Source organism: Thermaerobacter sp. FW80, from assembly GCF_004634385.1.
GTDB classification, from domain to species: Bacteria; Bacillota; Sulfobacillia; order Thermaerobacterales; family Thermaerobacteraceae; genus Thermaerobacter; species Thermaerobacter composti.
This window is the reverse complement of the sequence record NZ_CP037895.1, coordinates 2,542,929-2,560,363: the sequence shown is the minus strand read 5'-3', so window position 1 is coordinate 2,560,363 and position 17,435 is coordinate 2,542,929. Positions and strand designations below refer to the sequence as shown.

The window sequence follows — 17,435 nt, the reverse complement described above, 5'->3', positions numbered from 1 at the left end:
GCGATGGCCGAGTCGACGCAGCAGACCTTCGATCGGCAGGCTGCCTGGGAGCTCTTGACCGAGTACACCAAGTCCCCCCACCTGATCAAACACGCCCTGGGGGTGGAGGCGGCCATGCGCTACTACGCCCGCCTCTACGGCGAAGACGAGGAGAAGTGGGGCATCACCGGTCTGCTCCACGACCTGGACTACGACCGATACCCGTCCCTCGAGGACCACCCCTTCCGCGGTGCCGAGATCCTGCGCGAGCGGGGCTGGCCCGAGGAGATCATCCGGGCGATCCTGTCCCACGGCGACCACACCGGCGTGCCGCGCCAGACGCGCATGGAGAAGGCGCTGTACGCCGTGGACGAGCTGGTGGGCTTCGTCATCGCCTGCGCCCTGGTGCGCCCCAACGGGCTGGCCGACCTGACGGTCAAGTCGGTGAAGAAGAAGTTCAAGGACAAGGCCTTCGCCCGCGGTGTGAACCGCGAGGACGTGATCCGCGGCGCCGAGGACCTCGGCGTGCCGCTGGATCAGCACATCGCCAACGTGATCGAGGCGCTGCAGGGCATCGCCCCCCAGCTGGAACTGGCCGGATGAGGGGAGCCGGCCCGCGGCCGGGCGGCGCCACGGCCGGCGCGGGCGGCGGGACCGAGGGGCTGGGGCGGTTCGGCGGTGCCGGCATGGGCGGGAAGCCCGAGGCGCCGCCCCGCAGCGCCAGCGGCGGGCCGACGGCGGGGGAGGAGTGCGCATGCGCATCGTGTCGCTGGCGCCGAGCAACACCGAGATCGCCTTCGCCCTGGGCCTCGGTCCCCAGGTGGTGGGGGTCGACGACCACTCCGACTACCCGCCCGAGGTGGCGCGCCTGCCGCGGGTCGGTCCCGACCTGACCATCGACGTGGACCGGGTGGCGGCCTTGAAGCCCGACCTGGTCCTCGCCTCCTTGAGCGTCCCCGGCATGGAGCGGAACGTCGAGGCCCTGCGCCGTCGCGGCCTCCCCCACTTGGTGTTGGATCCCCGGCGATGGCCGGAGGTCCTGGCCTCGATCCAGGCGGTGGCCGACGCCGCCGGCTGCGGCCCGCGGGGCCGGCACCTGGTTCGCCAGCTGGAGGAACGGGCCGCGGCCGTCCGCCGCCGCATGGCGGCCCTGGTCGCTCGCCGCGGGCGCCCGTGGCGGCTGTTCCTGGAGTGGTGGCCGCGGCCACTGATCACACCGGGTCGGCACAGCTGGTTCACCGACATGGCCGAGATGGTGGGCGGGGAGAATATCTTCGCCGACCTCGACCGCACCAGCGGGGTCGTCGACCCCGGCGCGGTGTTGGAGCGGGAGCCCGACGCGATCCTGCTCTGCTGGTGCGGGACCCTGCAAGGGCACATGGATCCCCGGCGGGTGGCGGCGCGCGCCGGGTGGGAGCGGCTCGCGGCCGTGCGCCAGGGGCGGGTGGTGCCGCTGCCCGAGGCCCTGTTCGGCCGGCCCGGCCCGCGGCTGGTGGAGGGGCTCGAGCGGCTGGCCGCCATCCTGACCGGGTTCTTCCGCGCGGAGGTCGGGGAAGGAGCGGCAGACCATGGAACCGCAGGAAGTGCAGCTCTCCCATCCGGCCCGTGACCCGGCATCGGCGACGGTGGTCGCGGAGGTGCGGCGGGTGGCGCCCGACGTGTCCGCGCTGGGGGATCGCCTGCGCTTCACCGGCGACCTGGTGGCGCGGATCGAACCCTTCACCCGGCCCGGGCGGGTGGAGATCTACCACTGCCCCGAGGGCTGGCTCTTGTACTGCTACGACTCCGCCAAGGACAACTGGGCGTGCGCCGGGCCGACCCTGGAGCAGATGATCGGCCGGCTGGAGGAAGAGAGCCTGGCCCACCTGGTGCGGGCGGGCCTCGAGCGGAGCGGGCACCTGGCGCCGCGGTGAGCGGAGCGGATCGCCGGCAGCCAGGGGTCGCCGGCCGTCATGCCTTGGTGTTGCGGTCCCCGCGGCCGCTCCTGCGCCGCCGGCCCAGGAGGACCGCCGCTGCCACCGCCGCCACCGGCGCGAAGATCAGCACGACCTCCACCAGCAGCCGTGCCATCTCCACGAGACCGATCCAGAGTACGCCCTGGCGAGCCATGATCACCGGGATCAGGGCCAGCAGCGCGAAGTACGCGATGCCGGCATAGCGAAAGATCGCATTGGCCCGCCGCCGGGCCTGCTCCCGGAGCGCGTCGTCCGGTTCGTCGCCCTCGGCGCCGCGCCGGCCCCCTGGGCCGTCGACGGGCGAGCGGCCGCCCGCGCCCGTCGACCCCTGCCGGGTCCCGCCGGCGGCGTCGACGCCGCCGGCGGGCGAGTCGGCGTTGGCCCCGTGAGTGGGGCCGTGTTCGATCCCGTCGGCTCCGAAGGCGGCGGAGGGCGGATCGTCGGGGCCGCCGCCCGGCCCTCTGCCTGGCGCCCCCCGAGTCCCGGCGGCCGCCAGCGCAGCCTCCAGTTCGTGCGGCGTCAGCCGCCACACGGCGGCCGGTTCCTCCAACAGGCCCCGGGCGGCCAGGGCGCGACCGGCCCCCAGCACCGCCCGGCGCCACCACGAGCGCAAGACCAGCATGTGATAGCCCATCTCCGCGGCCACCCGGACGGTGACCTCGGCCAGCCGTCGCGTCTCCGCGATGCGCCCGCGGTCCACCGGGCGGCGGGCGAGGTGGCGGGCGATGGTCGCCTCGAGGGCCTGCTGGCGCCTGCGGGCGTTGATCTCGTCGGCGATGGGGCTGAGGCGGCGGTCGTGGAAGAACCGGGCCAGCAGGGCCAGTACCGGCTCGGGGTCCTCGGCCCAGGTCGGCGCCGCCAGCTCGGCGGCCGGCCAGGCCACATAGCCGTAACGCTCGAGGAACTGGTGCCAGAGCGCGAAGAAGGGCGCAGGGTGCGCCGCCTGCGTCGGGGACGCGGCGACCGAGCGGTCGAGCCCGGGCCGGACCCCGGCGGCGAGGCGGGAGAGGCGCGAATGATAGGGAGGCTCCGTGAAGACGGCGGTCACCGCCGGGTCTTCCCGCCCGCGGGCGGCCAGGTGCCAGAGGCGCTGGGGGATCTCGGCGACCACCCCCGGCACGGGGACCAGGTCGGCGGCCCGCGGCGACCCCGGCAGGCGGAAGGCGTCAAGCAACGCCTCCAGCTGCCAGAAACTCAAGGTGGCCAACGCTTCCAGCCGCAGCATGCGGTCGAGGTGGGTCAGCCAGATCTCCCGGCAGCGTTCCAGCACCCGCCGCCACTCCCGGGCAGTCGCGGGATCGCCGGGGTCCTGGCGCTCGAGGGGGATCACCCGCAGCCGCAGCTCGCCAGCGTCGGCCAGCAGGGTGCGGGGGCCGGCCTCATCCCACCAGCGCACCAGCGTTGCCGCCTGGCGGCCCGCCGTCCAGCCGTGGCGGGCCGCCCGCCAGGTCAAGACCCCCGGTGCACGGCCCACCGGGTGCGGGCGGCCGAGCAGCCGGCCGTGTTCGTCCACGGCTAGGTCGACACCGTCGCTGGGCAGGGAGAGGTCCCGGCTGATGCGGGCGGTGAGCGTGGGCAGCGTCTCCTGCCACAGGGCGGCGGAGTAGGGCGTCAGGGGCCGCGGCGACAGACCCTCCTCGATGCGCCAGGGGCTCGACGGGCCGGCTGCGGGCTCGAGCCAGGTGCGGGGGAGGAAGGTCCACGGTGCCCGCGGGCCCGTCCCCGGTGGCATCGTCGGGCGGCGGGCGGCGCCGGCCGCGGCGGTCCCGGTGGACGGCGTGCCCGGGGCACCCGCGCCGTCGTCGGTCGAACCGGCCCGCGTCCCGACCTCCCCGAAGAGGGCCTCGAGGAAGGGGGCCCCACCGGGCGCGGCGCCATCGGACGTCGCCTCCGGCGGGAGGCCGGCGGCGCCCGGTGCAGGGTTTGCTGGTGCGTTGCGCTCGCGCTTGCCGGTGCTCACGGGTCGTTCCTCCCCGCATGGGTGGGACGGGGCGCGCCTTGGCCGCGACCTCCGGCGGCCCGCGCCGAGGGACGCCGGCCGACCGGGCGCGCCGGACGCCGCTGGAGGGCGTGGGAGCCCCGGCGTAAGGCGCCTTGCTCATGATAGCAGAACGGGCGCCGGCGAGCCGCGGTCCGTTCCGCCGAGGGGCGACGGAGGCGTACGCAGGGAACCGGTTCTTCCCAGGCGAATGAAGGGGCGGAGGTGAGCCGCCTTGACCGCGACGGGGGATGGGCGGAGCTCGGGCGACGGATACCTCGTGGTCGAGACCGACGGGCCGGTGGGGATCGTCCGGCTCAACCGGCCGAAGGTGCTGAACGCCCTGTGCCGGGCGCTGATCGAGGAGCTGGCCGACGCCCTGAGCGCCTTCGACCGCGATCCCGCCATCCGCTGCATGGTGCTGACGGGCAACGAGCGCGCCTTCGCCGCCGGCGCCGACATCGCCGAGATGGCGGACAAGGGCCTGGCGGAGGTGACGGGCGACGACCTGCTGGGGACCTGGCAACGCCTCTGGCGCATCCGCAAGCCCGTCATCGCCGCGGTCCAGGGCTACTGCCTGGGCGGCGGGTTCGAGCTGGCCATGGGCTGCGACCTCATCGTGGCGGGCGAGTCGGCCCAGTTCGGCCAGCCGGAGATCAAGATCGGCGTGATGCCGGGCGCCGGGGGCACCCAGCGGCTGACGCGGGTGGCGGGCAAGTACAAGGCGATGGAGGCCATCCTCACGGGACGCATGATCCCGGCCCGGGAGGCGGAGGCCTGGGGTCTGGTGACCAAGGTGGTGCCCGACGAGCAGTGCCTGCCCGAGGCCCTGCGCCTGGCCCACGCCATCGCCGGGATGCCGCCCCTGGCCGTGCAGATGGCCAAGGCGGCCGTGCTGCAGGCCTACGAGACGCCCCTGGGCGCCGGGCTGGAGTTCGAGCGGCGGCTGTTCTACAGCCTCTTCGCGACGGAGGACCAGAAGGAGGGCATGCAGGCCTTCCTGGAGAAGCGCGCCCCCCAGTGGAAGGGGCGGTAGCCGGCGGCGCAGGGGCGGTAGGCGGCGGCGGCCCGCGGGGCGGGCCGAGGCCGCCCGGCGGGCCGGGCATCCTCTAGGGGACGCCGAGGTGGCGGCGCTGCGGGCGATTGATGCCGATTGCGTCCGCGCCCGAGGTGTCGGTGCAGGCCCGCGGGGAAGAAGGCGCGCGTCGCGGCGGCGCGCCGCGGGGCGGCGGGCCGGCAGGCGGCCCGGGGCAGAGGGCAAGGGCCCGGCCCGCGATGCGCCGCCCGCCCCAGGCGTCGCGGCGGGCGGGCCGCCCCGCCGCAGGGTCGCGAGCCGCCGACCGGGGCCGGGACCGACGGCCGGCGCGGGGGATGGGACGGCGGCGATGGGGAGGCGATGGCCTACGTTGCGCGACGAGGAGCGACGGATCGACGGCCGGCCCGATGGACCGGGGGCGGAAGGCGGGGCACCGCGGGGGGAGGGCGGCCGCAGCCCCCAGGTCGCTGCGCCGGGGCTGCCGGCGACGGCCTTCCACCCGTCGGTGGCGGTCCGGCTCGAGGTCAACGGCGAGACCTGGGTGGGCGAGGTGCCCGCCACGGAGACCCTGGCCACGTTCCTCCGGGACCGCCTGGGGCTGACCGGGACCAAGATCGGCTGCGAGGAGGGCAACTGCGGCGCCTGCAGCGTGATCCTCGACGGAGCGCTGGTCTACAGCTGTCTCGTGCTGGCGGCGGCCTGCGACGGCGGGCGGGTCGAGACGGTGGAGGGACTGGCGCGGGGGGACCGGCTCCACCCCGTGCAGGAGGCATTCGTCGCCGAGGACGCCCTGCAGTGCGGCTTCTGCACGCCGGGCCAGATCATGGCGGTCAAGGCGCTGCTGGACCGGGAGCCCCGGCCGACCCCCGAGCAGGTGCGGGCCGCCCTGGCGGGCAACCTGTGCCGCTGCGGCGCCTACCCGCGCATCGTCAAGGCGGCCCTCCGGGCGGCGGCGATGGCGGGTGCGGCGGAGACGGCGGCGAGCCGCCGCGGGGACGACGGCTCCGCGGACGGCGCCGCCGACGGGGAAGGGGGGACGCGGGGTGCCCCGGCTCGTTAAGACCCGGTTCGAGTTCGAGGGCCGGGTCCAGGAGCGGTACGTCGTGGTGGAAGACGATCCCGCCGGCCCCCTGCCCGATGGGGCCGCGCTGCGCTACGTCGGCCGGCCCCAGACCCGGGTCGACGCCTGGGAGAAGGTGACGGGACGGGCGCGCTACACCCACGACGTGCGCCTGCCCGGCATGGTCCACGCGGTGATCGTGCGCAGCCCCTACCCCCACGCCCGCATCCGCGCCATCCGCACGGAGCGCGCCCTGGCCATCCCCGGGGTGCTGGCGGTGCTGACCCACGAGAACTGCCCGCCCATCCCGTGGGGCCGGGAGGGCGACCGCGTCCTCAACCCGGTGGTGCGGTACCACGGCGACGAGGTGGCGGTGGTGGCGGCCCGGGACCTGGCCACGGCCCGCGCCGCGGCGGCGGCCCTCGAGGTGGAGTACGATCCGCTGCCCTTCGTGGTCGGCCTGGAGGAGGCGATGAAGCCCGACGCGCCGCCGGTTCGTCCGCAGGGCAACGTGCGCTGGGACCGCGCGGCTCGCTACAGCCGCGGCGACGTGGAGGCCGGCCTGCGCCAGGCGGCGGTGGTGGTCGAGGGCACCTTCCGCACCCCGGTGCAGCTGCACAACTGCATGGAGACCCATGGCAGCGTGGTGGACTGGCAGCCCGACAAGGTGACCATCTACGACTCGACCCAGCACATCTTCGGGGTGCGGGACCGGTTCGCCCAGCTGTTCGGCCTGCCCGTCCACCGGGTGCGGGTGGTCAAGGAGCACATGGGCGGCGGGTTCGGCAGCAAGAACGGCTTGCACAAGTACACGGTGCTGGCCGGCATCCTCAGCCGCCAGCTGGGCCGGCCGGTGCGGTGCGTGCTGGACCGCGAGGAGGAGAACCTGGCGGCGGGCAACCGCCACAGCACCCTGCAGCGCCTCAAGCTGGGCGCCACCGCCGACGGCCGGCTGGTGGCCATCGACCTGGAGGCCTACGCGGCGGTGGGGGTGATGGGCAGCCCGGGGGCCATCGGCGGGCCGGCCCGGCAGCTGTATGCCTGCCCCAACGTGCGCACCGTGGAGGTGCCCGTCCACACCAACACGGGGCCGGCGTCGGCCTTCCGCGCCCCCGGGTACGTGGAGGGCACCGTGGCCCTGGAGGTGCTGATGGACGAGCTGGCCCGGCGCCTCGAGCTGGATCCCATCGAGCTGCGCCTGCGGAACCACACCGACGTCGACCCCACCAGCGGTCGGCCCTACTCCTCCAAGGGGCTGCGGAAGGCGTACGCCCTGGGCGCGGCCATGGCGGGCTGGGAGGCGAAGCGGCGCCGGCCGCCGCTGGGGCCCTCGGCGGCGGAGGGGGCCGGGGCGGACGAACCGGCCCCGGGGCCGGGGCGTGGCGGCGCCGGCGCGGCCGCGGCGGGCAGGGCGCTCGCCGCGCCGGACCGGGGCGAGCGGGCCGACGGGTTCGCAGGGGGCGGCCCCGCGACGCCGGCGGCGGCTTCGGTCCGCGCGGGAGCCCGCCGGCCGAAGCTGCGCGGCATCGGCATGGCCAGCCAGATCTGGGGCGGCGCCGGCGGGCCGCCGGCCCAGGCGGAGGTGCGCATCCACCCCGACGGCACGGTCACCGTGGTGACGGCCAGCCAGGACATCGGCACCGGCACCCGCACGGTGCTGGCGCAGATCGCCGCCGAGGAGCTGGGCGTGCCCATCGAGCGGGTGCGGGTGCTCCTGGGCGACACCGACGGCGGGCCCTACGCGCCCATCAGTGCCGGCAGCATGACGGTGCCGTCCGTGGGCCCGGCGGTGCGCTCCGCGGCCGCCGACGCGGCGCGGCAGGTCGTGGAGCTGGCGGCGGGGCTGCTGGAGGCCGACCCCCGCGACCTGGAGCTGGTTCCTCCGGGACGGGTGCAGGTCCGGGGCGCCCCGGACCGCGGCGTCGACCTGGCGGAGCTCGGCAAGACCCTGGGGCAGTACGTGATCACCGGCCGGGGGAGCCGCGGTCCCAACCCCGACGAGTACGCCATCCACACCTTTGGCGCCCAGTTCGCCGAGATCGAGGTGGACCCCGCCACCGGCGAGGTGCGGGTCCTGGACCTGTGGGCGGTCCACGACATCGGGCGGGTGGTCAACCCCCTGACGGCCACGGCCCAGATGGAGGGCGGCATGATCCAGGGCCTGGGCTTCGCCCTGTTCGAGGAGCGGGTCGTCGACCCCGTCAGCGGCCGGGTGCTCAACGCGAACCTGGAGAACTACCGGGTGCCCACCGTGGCCGACGTCCCGCGGCTGCACGTGGCCTTCACCGACGACCCCGACCCCCACGGCAACAACCTGGGCGTCAAGGGGGCGGGCGAGCCGCCCATCATCCCCACGGCGGCGGCCATCGCCAACGCCTTCTACCACGCGACGGGCATCCCCGTACGGGAGCTGCCCCTGACCCGGGCGCGGGTGCTGGAGCTGCTCCGGCGGCACGGCATCGGGCCCGACGGGCGCCGGCGACCCCGACGCCCGGCGGACGGCGGCGCGGCTGGAGGAGGTGAGGGCCGGTGAGGGCGGAACGGGGCTCGGAGCGGGGGACGGCCACGGAGGCGGACCGGATGGCGGCTGCCGAGCACGGCGTCCCGCCGGATCCGTCGGGGACGGCCGCCGGCGCCCCGGCCTACGCGCGGGCGCGAACCCTGGAGGAGGCCCTGGCCGTCCTCGCCGGGGGTCCGGCGGCGACGGGGGACCCGCGGCCCGTGGTGCTGGCGGGCGGCACCGACCTCCTGACCCTGTGGCGACGGCATCGGCGCCAGCCGTCGCGCCTGCTGGACATCGGGCGCCTCGACGCCCTCCAGGGCATGGGGCCGGACGCCGAAGGCGGGTGGCGCATCGGCGCCCTGGTCACCCTCTCGGAGCTGGCGCGCGCCGGCGCCCTGCCGCCCGCGTACCAGGCGCTGGCGGAAGCCGCGGCGGCCTCGGCGACGCCGGCCCTGCGCAACCGGGCGACCTTGGGCGGCAACCTCGAGCAGCGGGTGCGCTGCTGGCACTACCGCAGCGGGTTGCCGTGCCGCTTCGCCGGCGACGACCACTGCAGCTGCGCGGCGCCCGAGGCGGCGGCGCCCTTCCAGGCCATCTTCGGCCACGGCCCGGGGGAGCCCGGGGAGGGCTGCGGGGCCGTCCATCCCTCGGATCCCGCCGTCGCCCTGACGGCGCTGGGGGCGGAGGTAGAGCTGGCCCGGTGGGAAGCGGGGCGCATCACGCGGCGCCGCGTGCCGGTGGACGCCTACTTCACCGGCCGGCCGACGGCCGGGGCGCCGGGTCTGACCGTCCGCCGGCCCGACGAGTTGGTGACGGCCGTGGTCCTGCCACCGCTTGCCGAGCCCTCCGCCAGCACGTACCGCAAGGTCATGGATCGGCGGGTGTGGCAGTTCGCGCTGGTCAGCCTCGCGGCCTGGGTCCGTTGGGCGCCGGGTCCCGTGGTGGGGGCGGTGCGGCTGGCGCTGGGCGGCGTCGCCCTGAAGCCCTGGCGCCTCGAGGCCGTCGAGGCGTGGCTGCGGGGGCGCGCCCTCGACGGGGCGACGGCCTGGGAGGCCGGGGAGCGGGCCGTGGAAGGGGCCCGGCCGCTGGCCGGAAGCGGGTTCAAGGTGGAGCTGGTGCGGTCGCTGGTGGCCGACACGCTCCAGGACCTGGCGGACCGCGCCGCCACCACCTAGGGACCTCGGATGGACCCGGGGCGCGGGGCCCGCCGGTGCGGCACGGGAGGGATGGGGGGTGCCCACGGTCCTGATCACCGGCGCCAGCAGCGGCATCGGCCGGGCCACCGCCCTGGCCCTGGCCCAGCGGGGCTGGCGGGTCCTGGCGGGCGTGCGCCGGGAGGCCGACGGCCGCGCCCTGCGGCAGGCCGCCGGGCCGGCGGTCGAACCGGTCCTGCTGGACGTGACGAACCCGGCCCACGTGCGGGCCGCGGCCGAGGCGGTGGATCGATGGACGGGGGCGGCCGGGCTGCAGGGGCTGGTGAACAACGCCGGCATCGCCGCCGCCGGGCCGGTGGAGCTCGTCCCCGAGGCGGTGTGGCGCCACCAGCTGGAGGTCAACGTGGTGGGCGTGGTGGCCGTCACGCGGGCGCTGCTGCCGGCCCTGCGCCGCGGGCGGGGGCGCCTCGTGCTCATGGGCTCCGTCGCCGGCCTGGTCGCCCTGCCCTTCATGGGTCCCTACGCGGCCTCCAAGTTCGCCCTGGAGGCCTTGGCCGACGCGCTGCGCATCGAGCTGGCCCCCTGGCGCATCCAGGTGTGCCTCATCGAGCCGGCGGCGGTGGCCACGCCCATCTGGGCCCGCTCGGTGGAGGTCGCCCGGCGCTCCCTGCTCCCGCCGCCACCGGATGCGGCCCCCGTCTACCAGGCCGCGGTGGCGGCCATGACCCGGGTCGCCGAGCGCAACGCCCGGCGGGGTCTGGCGCCCGAGGTGGTGGCCGAGGCCGTGGTCCACGCCCTCACGGCGCGGCGGCCGCGGTCCCGCTACCTGGTGGCGCCGCCGGGCCACGCCCGGCAGATCCGCCTCCTGCGCTGGCTGCCCACGGGCCTGCGGGATCGGCTGGTGGGGGCCACGGTTCAGCGGCTGCTTGCGCGGTCGCGGACGGCGCCGACCGGCGCGAAGGCGGTGGAGCCCACGGAGCCTGGATCCGGGTGAAGCCCCGGCCGCGGCCGGCGCCCCCCGGCGGGCGCACGGCCGGCGTCCGCGGCCCCGCCCGCGCCCGGGGGCCCGAACAGGTGGGACCGCACCGCCAGGGCCAGGTCCGGCCGGTCCGTCACGATCCCGTCGGCCCCGGCGAGGAAGAGCTGCTCCATCTTGCGGGGGTCGTTGACCGTCCAGGCGTGGACCTCCAGCCCGCGGTCGTGGGCGAGACGGACGAGTCCCGCCGCGAAGACCTTGAGGGGGCCGTGGTACTCGGGCACCTGCAACGCCACCCCCGGCGGCCGCAGGAAGGGCGTCAGGCCGAGCCGCTGCGCCACCACGAACCGCAGCGCCTCCCCGCTGGCGAGGCTGGTGGGCACCTCGGGCGCCACCGCGCGGAAGTGGCGCAGGGTGCGGTCGTGGAAGGAGGCCACCATCACGCGCCGGGTGGCGCCGTGCTCCCGCAGCGTGCGGGCCACGTCCTCGGCCAGCCGGGGATCGTCGTCCTTGAGCTCGATCAGCAGCCGCTGGCGGGGCAGCGCCGCGAGGACCTCCTCCAGGGTGGGGATCCTCAGCCCCCGGCCGCGGTAGGGGTAGGTGCGGCCGCCGTCGGGCGTCCAGCGGTACCCGGCATCCAGGGCCTTCACCTGCTCCAGCGTCATGGCGTGGACGTCGCCGGAGCCGTCGGTGGTCCGGTCGACGGTCTCGTCGTGGAGCACCACCAGGGCGCCGTCGGCGATGCGGTGGACGTCCAGCTCCACCCAGTCCGCGCCCAGCGCCGCGGCGTACCGGAAGCTGGCCAGCGTGTTCTCGGGGCGCCGATCCCCGCCCCGATGGGCGATGACCAGCGGCAGCGGCCGGTCGGGGGACGGCCCGGCCATCGGGCCGAACGCCTCCCGGGGCACCGGCGGCCGGGCGAGGACGCTGCCCACCACCGCGGCGGCCAGCAATCCGAGGGCGAGCCGCCCCAGCCGCTGAGCCGGTCGCCCGCCGGCCGGCCCGCCGCCTCGCATCGGGCGGCCCGACGCGCCGGGGAGCCCGTCCGGATCGGCGCCCTCGGACCCGGCCGGCCCGGCGCCGGCGGGGGCATCGCCCGGCCCCGCCGCCGGGCTCCCTGCTGCCGCGGTCCGCGCCGACGGGTCCGCCAGCCCCAGGCGGTGGAAACACCAGGGCGCCCCGGCGGTCACCCAGAGGCCCAGCAGGGCGTAGCCGGGGAGTTCTGGCAGCCCGTTGGGGATCAGCGCCCCGTGGAGGGCATAGAGGGCGGCGAAGCCGGCCATGCCCACCACCCACCGGGCGATGGCCACCCGCGCCGGCGCCGGGGTGCGCAAGGGGAAGGCCGCGAAGGCGTCGAGGTCGCCGGCCAGGAACCCCATGAGGAAGCCCAGGGTCTGGTAGGCGACGGACTCGCCGTAGAGCGGCAGGAGCAGCAGGGGGACCACCACGGTCGCCACCCGCTTGCGGCGGCGTGGCCAGGCCCCGCCCAGTCCCCGCCGGAACCCCCAGCGGAAGGCGGCCACCACGGCCGCCCCGATGGCCAGTCCGCCCAGGGTGTCCCCCAGGTAGTGCACGCCCAGGTAGGGCCGCGAGAAGGCGATCAGGGCGATCAGCGCCGGCGCCACCGCGCGCCACCAGCGGACGCGGTACTCGAGCCACAGGTAGCCGAACAGCGTCATGGCGCCCTGGGCGTGGCCGGAGGGGAAGCCCGGGCTCGTCTCCCGCACCAGCACGCGCACCCCGTCGAAGAGGGCCGAGGGCCGCGGCAGGTTGGCCAGATCCTTCAGGAACCCGTTGAGCCACATCGACGCGAGGAAGAGGAAGGCCAGCTGGTGGCCGCGCCGCCGGTCCAGGCACCAGTACACGAAGGGCAGGACCAGCATGTAGAAGTACTCGCTGCCCAGGTACGTGAAGAGCTGGGCCACCGCATCGAGGCCGGGCGTCGCCACCTGCTGGAGCACCCGGATGCCGTCGCCGTCGAACACGGCACCGCCCCCGTTCCGCCGCGGCCAGGCCACGGCACCGCCTCCGTCTCCCGCGCCGGTGCCGGATCGCCGTCGCTGATTTCGCGGCCCCACGACCCCGTTCCTACCGGCGCCGCAGGGCCGCGTTCGTCCGCCAGGGCTGTTGCCCGGACCGCCCTGGGGCCACCGACCGGCCGCCGCGCGGCGCGGCGGCACCGGCCCAGCGCCGCGGCGGCACCAGGAACTCGGTCGATCACAAGGAATTAAGAATTCCTAAGGCGAGATGCCACCGACGGCGAATTCCCCCAAAGGCGGACGGCGAGACGACGAACCCCGGAGCGGGGGCGATGGCCATGGAGGCGGGGCGGACGGCGGCCTTCCTCGCCGCACTGCGGCGACTCTACCCGCCGGGGGCGATGCATACGGACCCGGCCCAGCTGGCGGCCTACGAGTGCGACGGGTTGACGGTCTTCCGGGCCCGGCCGCTGGCGGTGGTGCTGCCCACGTCCCGGGAGCAGGTGGCGGCGACGGTGCGGCTGTGCCGGGAGCACGGCGTGCCCTTCGTCGCCCGGGGCAGCGGCACCAGCCTCTCCGGAGCCGCGGTGCCCGTACCCGGCGGGATCGTCATCGCCCTGAACCGCATGAACCGCATCCTGCACCTGGATCCTGACCAGCGGCTGGCGGTGGTCGAACCTGGCGTGGTGAACCTGCAGATCAGCAAGGCGGCCGCCCCCTACGGGCTCTACTACGCGCCCGACCCCTCGAGCCAGGTGATCTGCACCATCGGGGGCAACGTGTCGTTCAACTCCGGTGGCGCCCACTGCCTGAAGTACGGGATGACCGCGAACCACGTGCTCGGCATGAAGGTCGTGCTGGCCACGGGCGAGACGGTGGAGGTGGGCGGTGCGAGCCTCGACGTGGCGGGCCCGGACCTGCCGGGGCTCTTCACGGGCGCCGAGGGCCAGTTCGGGGTGGTGGTCGAGGTGACCGTCCGGCTGCTGCCCCGCCCGGAGGCGGTGCGGACCGTGCTGGCGGCCTACCAGCGCCTGGAGCAGGCGGGGGACGCCGTCAGCGCGGTGGTGGCCGCGGGGCTCCTGCCGGCGGCCATGGAGATCATGGATCGCCTGGCCATCGAGGCCGCCGAGGCCGCCGTCGGCGCCGGCTACCCGCGGGACGCGGGCGCGGTGTTGATCGTCGAGCTCGACGGGCCGCGGGACGAGGTGGAGGCCGACCTCCGGCGCCTGATGGCGGTCATCGAGGGCTCGGGGCCCCAGGCGGTCCGCCTCGCCCGGGACGAGGCCGAGCGCATGCGCCTGTGGAAGGGGCGCAAGAGCGCCTTCTCCGCCGTCGGCCACATCAGCCTCGGCTACCTGGTCCAGGACGGCGTGGTGCCCCGGACCCGGCTGGGGGAGGCCCTGGCCCGCATCCAGGCGCTGGCGGCGCGGCACGGCCTGCGGGTGGCCAACGTCTTCCACGCCGGCGACGGCAACCTCCACCCGCTGATCCTCCTGGACGACCGCTCGCCGGAGACGGTGGAGCGGGCGGAGGAGCTGGCCGCCGCCATCATCGAGGCCTGCATCGAGCTGGGGGGATCCATCACCGGCGAGCACGGCGTGGGGCTGGAGAAGCGCCGCTTCCTCCCGCGGCTGTTCGATCCCGTGACCCTGGACCTGATGCGTCGCATCCGCCGCGCCTTCGATCCCGACGAGCTGGCGAACCCGGGGAAGGTCTTCCCGGACGAACCGGCGCCGGCACGGGGCACTGCTGCCGGCCCGGCGCCGCGCGACGAGGCGTCCCGGGGACCGGCGGAGGGCGGCCGCGGGGCCGGGCCGGGCGATCCGGTGGCGGCGGCCGGCGGGCGCAGGGGGGAGCGACGGTGACCGCCGCCGGGCGGCCCGACGGGGGGCCGGAGCGGGCGGCCGTCGTCCGGCCCGCCTCCCTCGAGGAGCTGGCCCGCCTGGTGCGCGAGGCCCGCCGGGTGCTGCCCCGGGGTGGCGGCACCAAGGTGCGGTCCTGGGAGGCGGCGCCGGCGCCGCCGGCCGGCGGGGGGCGGGACGCCGCGAACCCCTGGGCCGCGGATGACGTCCTGGTCCTGGACACCACCGGCCTGGCGGGGGTGGTGGAGTACGACCCGGCGGAGTTCACGGTGACGGTCCGCGCCGGGACGCCCGTCGCCGCCCTGGAGGCCCTGCTGGCCGAGCACGGGCAATACCTGCCCTTCGACCCGCTGTTGGTCGACGCCGGCGCCACCGTGGGCGGCACCGTGGCCATGGGGGTCTCGGGGGCCTGCCGGCTGCGGTACGGTGGCGTCCGCGACTTCGTGCTGGGGGTCACCTGCGTCGACGGCGAGGGGCGGGTGGTGCGCGCGGGGGGACGGGTGGTGAAGAACGCCGCCGGGTACGACCTGCCCAAGTTCCTCTGCGGCAGCATGGGTCGGTTCGCCGTGCTGGCCGAGCTGACTTTCAAGGTCTTCCCCCGCCCCGAGGAGTTCCTCACCGTGGTCCTGGCCTGTCCCGACGTCGCCGAGGCCGCCACCGCCCTGCGGGCCCTCTACCGCTCGCCGCTGGAGCCCCACGCCCTCGAGGTCGCGGCGCCCGGCGTCCTCGACGGGCTCCTCCCGGCGGAGGTCGCCCCCGCGGCGCCCACCGAGCCGGCGGGGTCGGCCTACCTGCTCCTGGTCCGGATCGGCGGTCCCGCGGCCATCCTCCGCGGCTGGGCCGATCGGGTGATCGAATGCGTGCGCGAGGCCACCGGTCGCCCCCCGGCGGCCGAGGTGCTGGCGGGTGCAGCGGAGCGCCGGCTCTGGACCGCCCTGCGGGAGCTGGCGTGGGCGGGGAGGCGGGATGCGGGCCGGGCGGACGGGGGCCCCCTGCTGCGGCTCTACAGCCGGCCGGCCCTGATGCCCGAGCTGGACGCGCTGCTCGACCGCCACGGCGCCCGGCGCCTGCACAGCCAGGCGGCCACGGCGGCGTGGGTCCTCTTCCCGGACGAACCGGCCTGGGAGGCGTTGCTGCCGGCCCTGCGAGCGGCGGCGGTGCCGGCCCTGCTCTGGGCGGGCAGCGGCCCGTGGCCCGGCGGGTACCTGGTGCCGCCCGCCGGCACCGCGGTGGCTCAGGCCCTCAAGCGGGTCTTCGATCCCCACGGCCGCCTGCCGCCCCTTCCGTGGGAGGAGGGCGTCTGAGCCCCGCGCCGGTGGGCCCGATCCCCGACGCGGCCGCGACGGCACGGCGACGACGGGAACGGGGGAGGGGGCTGACCCGTGCAGCACCAGATCCCGGTGGACCGCCTGGGGCCCGCCGGCCCCGCCATGGCCGCGGCGGTCGATGCCTGCGTCCACTGCGGCTTCTGCCTGAGCGCCTGCCCCACGTACCTGCTGCTGGGCGAGGAGATGGACTCGCCCCGCGGGCGCATCTACCTGATGAAGGAGGCGCTGGAGGGGCGCATCCCCGTGGGCGGCAGCGTGGCCGCCCACGTGGACCGCTGTCTGGGCTGCCTCGCCTGCGTCTCTGCGTGCCCCTCCGGGGTCCGCTACGGCGAGCTGCTGACCCCCTTCCGGGCCCTGCGCGAGGCGCAGGCCCCCCGGCCGCGGACGGAGCGGTGGCTGCGGTTCGCCCTGCTGGCCACGCTGACCGATCCCCGGCGGTTCCGCCGCGCGGTGCGGCTGGCGGCGGCCGTCGGGCCCCGTCTCCGGGGCGCCCTGGGGCGGCTGGCGGCCGAGCCCCGGGGGTCCGCGGCCGCCGTCGCCGGTGACTCGCCGACGGCCGGCGCCGCCGATGGGACGGCCGCCGCCGGGGGTGCGGGCGGCGAAGCGGCGGGCTCGCCAGTCGCCCCCGGATCGGTCGATCCCGCGGCGGGGTTCGCCCCGGCGGTGGCCGCCGCGGGAGCGGCCGAGGCTTCCAGCCCGCTCCGGCGGCTGTTGCGGCAGCTGGTGGCGTTGCTGGAGCTGGCGCCACCCCGGGTGCCTCCGCCCGACCCGCTGCCCCGCGTCATCCCCGCCCGCGGCCGTCGCCGGGCCCGCGTCGCCCTGCTCGTCGGGTGCGTCCAGCAGGTCCTGGCGCCGCGGATCAACCGCGCCACCGCCCAGGTGCTGGCGGCCAACGGCGTCGAGGTGGTGGTGCCGCCGGTCCAGGGCTGCTGCGGGGCCCTGCCCCTGCACGCCGGCGACCTGGAGCGGGCGCGGCGCCTGGCCGCCCGCAACCTCCGCGCCTTTCCCGCGGACGTGGACGCCGTGGTGGTCAACGCCGCCGGCTGCGGTTCGGCGATGCGGGAGTACGGCCACCTCTTCGCCGGGCACCCGGCGGAGGAGCGCGCGCGGGCCCTGGCCGCCCGGGTGCGGGACGTGGCCGAGTTCCTGGACGAACTGGGCCCCCGCGCACCGGGGCCGCTGCCGGCACCCCGCCGGGTCGCCTACCACGACGCCTGCCACCTGGCCCACGGCCAGGGGGTCCGGGAGGCGCCCCGGCGGCTGCTGGCCGCCATCCCGAACCTGGAGCTGGTGGAGCTGGACGAGCCCGACCTCTGCTGCGGATCGGCGGGCACCTACAACCTGGAGCATCCCGACCTGGCCCGGCGGCTGCAGGCGCGCAAGGTGGCCAGCATCCGCCGCAGCGGCGCCCAGGCGGTGGCCACGGGCAACATCGGCTGCCTGGTGCAGATCCGGCAGGGGCTGGAACGGGAGGGCCTGTCGCTGCCCGTCGTCCACACGGTGGAGGTCTTGGCCGAGGCCTACGGCTGAGGCGGCCGGCGGGTCCCGCGGATCCAGGGACGCCGGGCCTCACCAGGGCGCCCCGCGGCGACTCCGGGGGCGACGGCGCCGGGTGGGGAGCGGCT

The 17,435-nt window shown here is 76.7% G+C and carries 13 protein-coding genes; 11 read left to right on the top strand and 2 right to left on the bottom strand.

Annotated features, from left to right (window positions below; all coding sequences use genetic code 11):
* The first annotated feature begins 3 nt into the window (after positions 1-3).
* The 3 genes from E1B22_RS10655 to E1B22_RS10645 all read left to right on the top strand — a co-directional run bounded on the left by E1B22_RS10655 (position 4) and on the right by E1B22_RS10645 (position 1,892).
* On the top strand, positions 4-582 hold the full coding sequence (locus E1B22_RS10655; RefSeq protein ID WP_135225638.1) for an HD domain-containing protein: 579 nt from the start codon (positions 4-6) through the stop codon (positions 580-582).
* A gap of 151 nt (positions 583-733) precedes the next feature.
* Positions 734-1,588, top strand: a complete 855-nt coding sequence (locus tag E1B22_RS10650; protein WP_135225637.1) for a cobalamin-binding protein — start codon at positions 734-736, stop codon at positions 1,586-1,588.
* Positions 1,548-1,892, top strand: coding sequence for a hypothetical protein (locus E1B22_RS10645; RefSeq protein WP_135225636.1), 345 nt, complete (start codon positions 1,548-1,550; stop codon positions 1,890-1,892). The genes E1B22_RS10650 and E1B22_RS10645 overlap by 41 nt, the downstream gene beginning before the upstream one ends.
* A 37-nt stretch (positions 1,893-1,929) precedes the next feature.
* Here the strand turns inward: E1B22_RS10645 and E1B22_RS10640 are convergent, their stop codons facing one another.
* A complete protein-coding gene (locus E1B22_RS10640) occupies positions 1,930-3,894 on the bottom strand; it encodes a hypothetical protein (RefSeq protein WP_207669863.1) in 1,965 nt (654 codons plus the stop codon).
* A 253-nt stretch (positions 3,895-4,147) separates the two neighbouring features.
* Between E1B22_RS10640 and E1B22_RS10635 the strand changes: the two genes are divergently transcribed.
* From E1B22_RS10635 to E1B22_RS10615, 5 genes are all read left to right on the top strand, one after another.
* Positions 4,148-4,948, top strand: a complete 801-nt coding sequence (locus E1B22_RS10635; protein ID WP_135225635.1) for an enoyl-CoA hydratase-related protein — start codon at positions 4,148-4,150, stop codon at positions 4,946-4,948.
* Between the two features lie 370 nt (positions 4,949-5,318).
* Positions 5,319-6,008 carry a (2Fe-2S)-binding protein gene (locus E1B22_RS10630; RefSeq protein ID WP_243123358.1) on the top strand — a complete coding sequence of 230 codons (690 nt, stop codon included), beginning with the start codon at positions 5,319-5,321 and terminating at the stop codon, positions 6,006-6,008.
* On the top strand, positions 5,992-8,541 hold the full coding sequence (locus E1B22_RS10625) for a xanthine dehydrogenase family protein molybdopterin-binding subunit (RefSeq protein WP_135225633.1): 2,550 nt from the start codon (positions 5,992-5,994) through the stop codon (positions 8,539-8,541). Before E1B22_RS10630 ends, E1B22_RS10625 begins: the two co-directional genes overlap by 17 nt.
* Positions 8,538-9,686 carry a xanthine dehydrogenase family protein subunit M gene (locus E1B22_RS10620; protein WP_243123356.1) on the top strand — a complete coding sequence of 383 codons (1,149 nt, stop codon included), beginning with the start codon at positions 8,538-8,540 and terminating at the stop codon, positions 9,684-9,686. Before E1B22_RS10625 ends, E1B22_RS10620 begins: the two co-directional genes overlap by 4 nt.
* A 58-nt stretch (positions 9,687-9,744) precedes the next feature.
* Positions 9,745-10,659: an SDR family NAD(P)-dependent oxidoreductase gene (locus E1B22_RS10615; protein WP_135225632.1), complete on the top strand. Its 915-nt coding sequence runs from the start codon at positions 9,745-9,747 to the stop codon at positions 10,657-10,659.
* Here E1B22_RS10615 and E1B22_RS10610 read toward each other — a convergent pair.
* Positions 10,581-12,659, bottom strand: a complete 2,079-nt coding sequence (locus E1B22_RS10610) for a glycerophosphodiester phosphodiesterase family protein (RefSeq protein WP_243123354.1) — start codon at positions 12,657-12,659, stop codon at positions 10,581-10,583. The genes E1B22_RS10615 and E1B22_RS10610 overlap by 79 nt on opposite strands.
* Positions 12,660-12,952: 293 nt before the next feature.
* On the opposite strand from E1B22_RS10610, the gene E1B22_RS10605 reads away from it, so the two are divergent.
* The 3 genes from E1B22_RS10605 to E1B22_RS10595 all read left to right on the top strand — a co-directional run bounded on the left by E1B22_RS10605 (position 12,953) and on the right by E1B22_RS10595 (position 17,340).
* Positions 12,953-14,485: an FAD-binding oxidoreductase gene (locus E1B22_RS10605; protein WP_243123353.1), complete on the top strand. Its 1,533-nt coding sequence runs from the start codon at positions 12,953-12,955 to the stop codon at positions 14,483-14,485.
* The gene (locus tag E1B22_RS10600) at positions 14,482-15,786 is read left to right on the top strand and encodes an FAD-binding oxidoreductase (protein ID WP_135225631.1); all 1,305 of its coding nucleotides are present in this window, start codon (positions 14,482-14,484) and stop codon (positions 15,784-15,786) included. Before E1B22_RS10605 ends, E1B22_RS10600 begins: the two co-directional genes overlap by 4 nt.
* 78 nt (positions 15,787-15,864) lie before the next feature.
* Positions 15,865-17,340, top strand: coding sequence for a (Fe-S)-binding protein (locus E1B22_RS10595; RefSeq protein WP_135225630.1), 1,476 nt, complete (start codon positions 15,865-15,867; stop codon positions 17,338-17,340).
* The last annotated feature ends 95 nt before the right edge of the window (positions 17,341-17,435 follow it).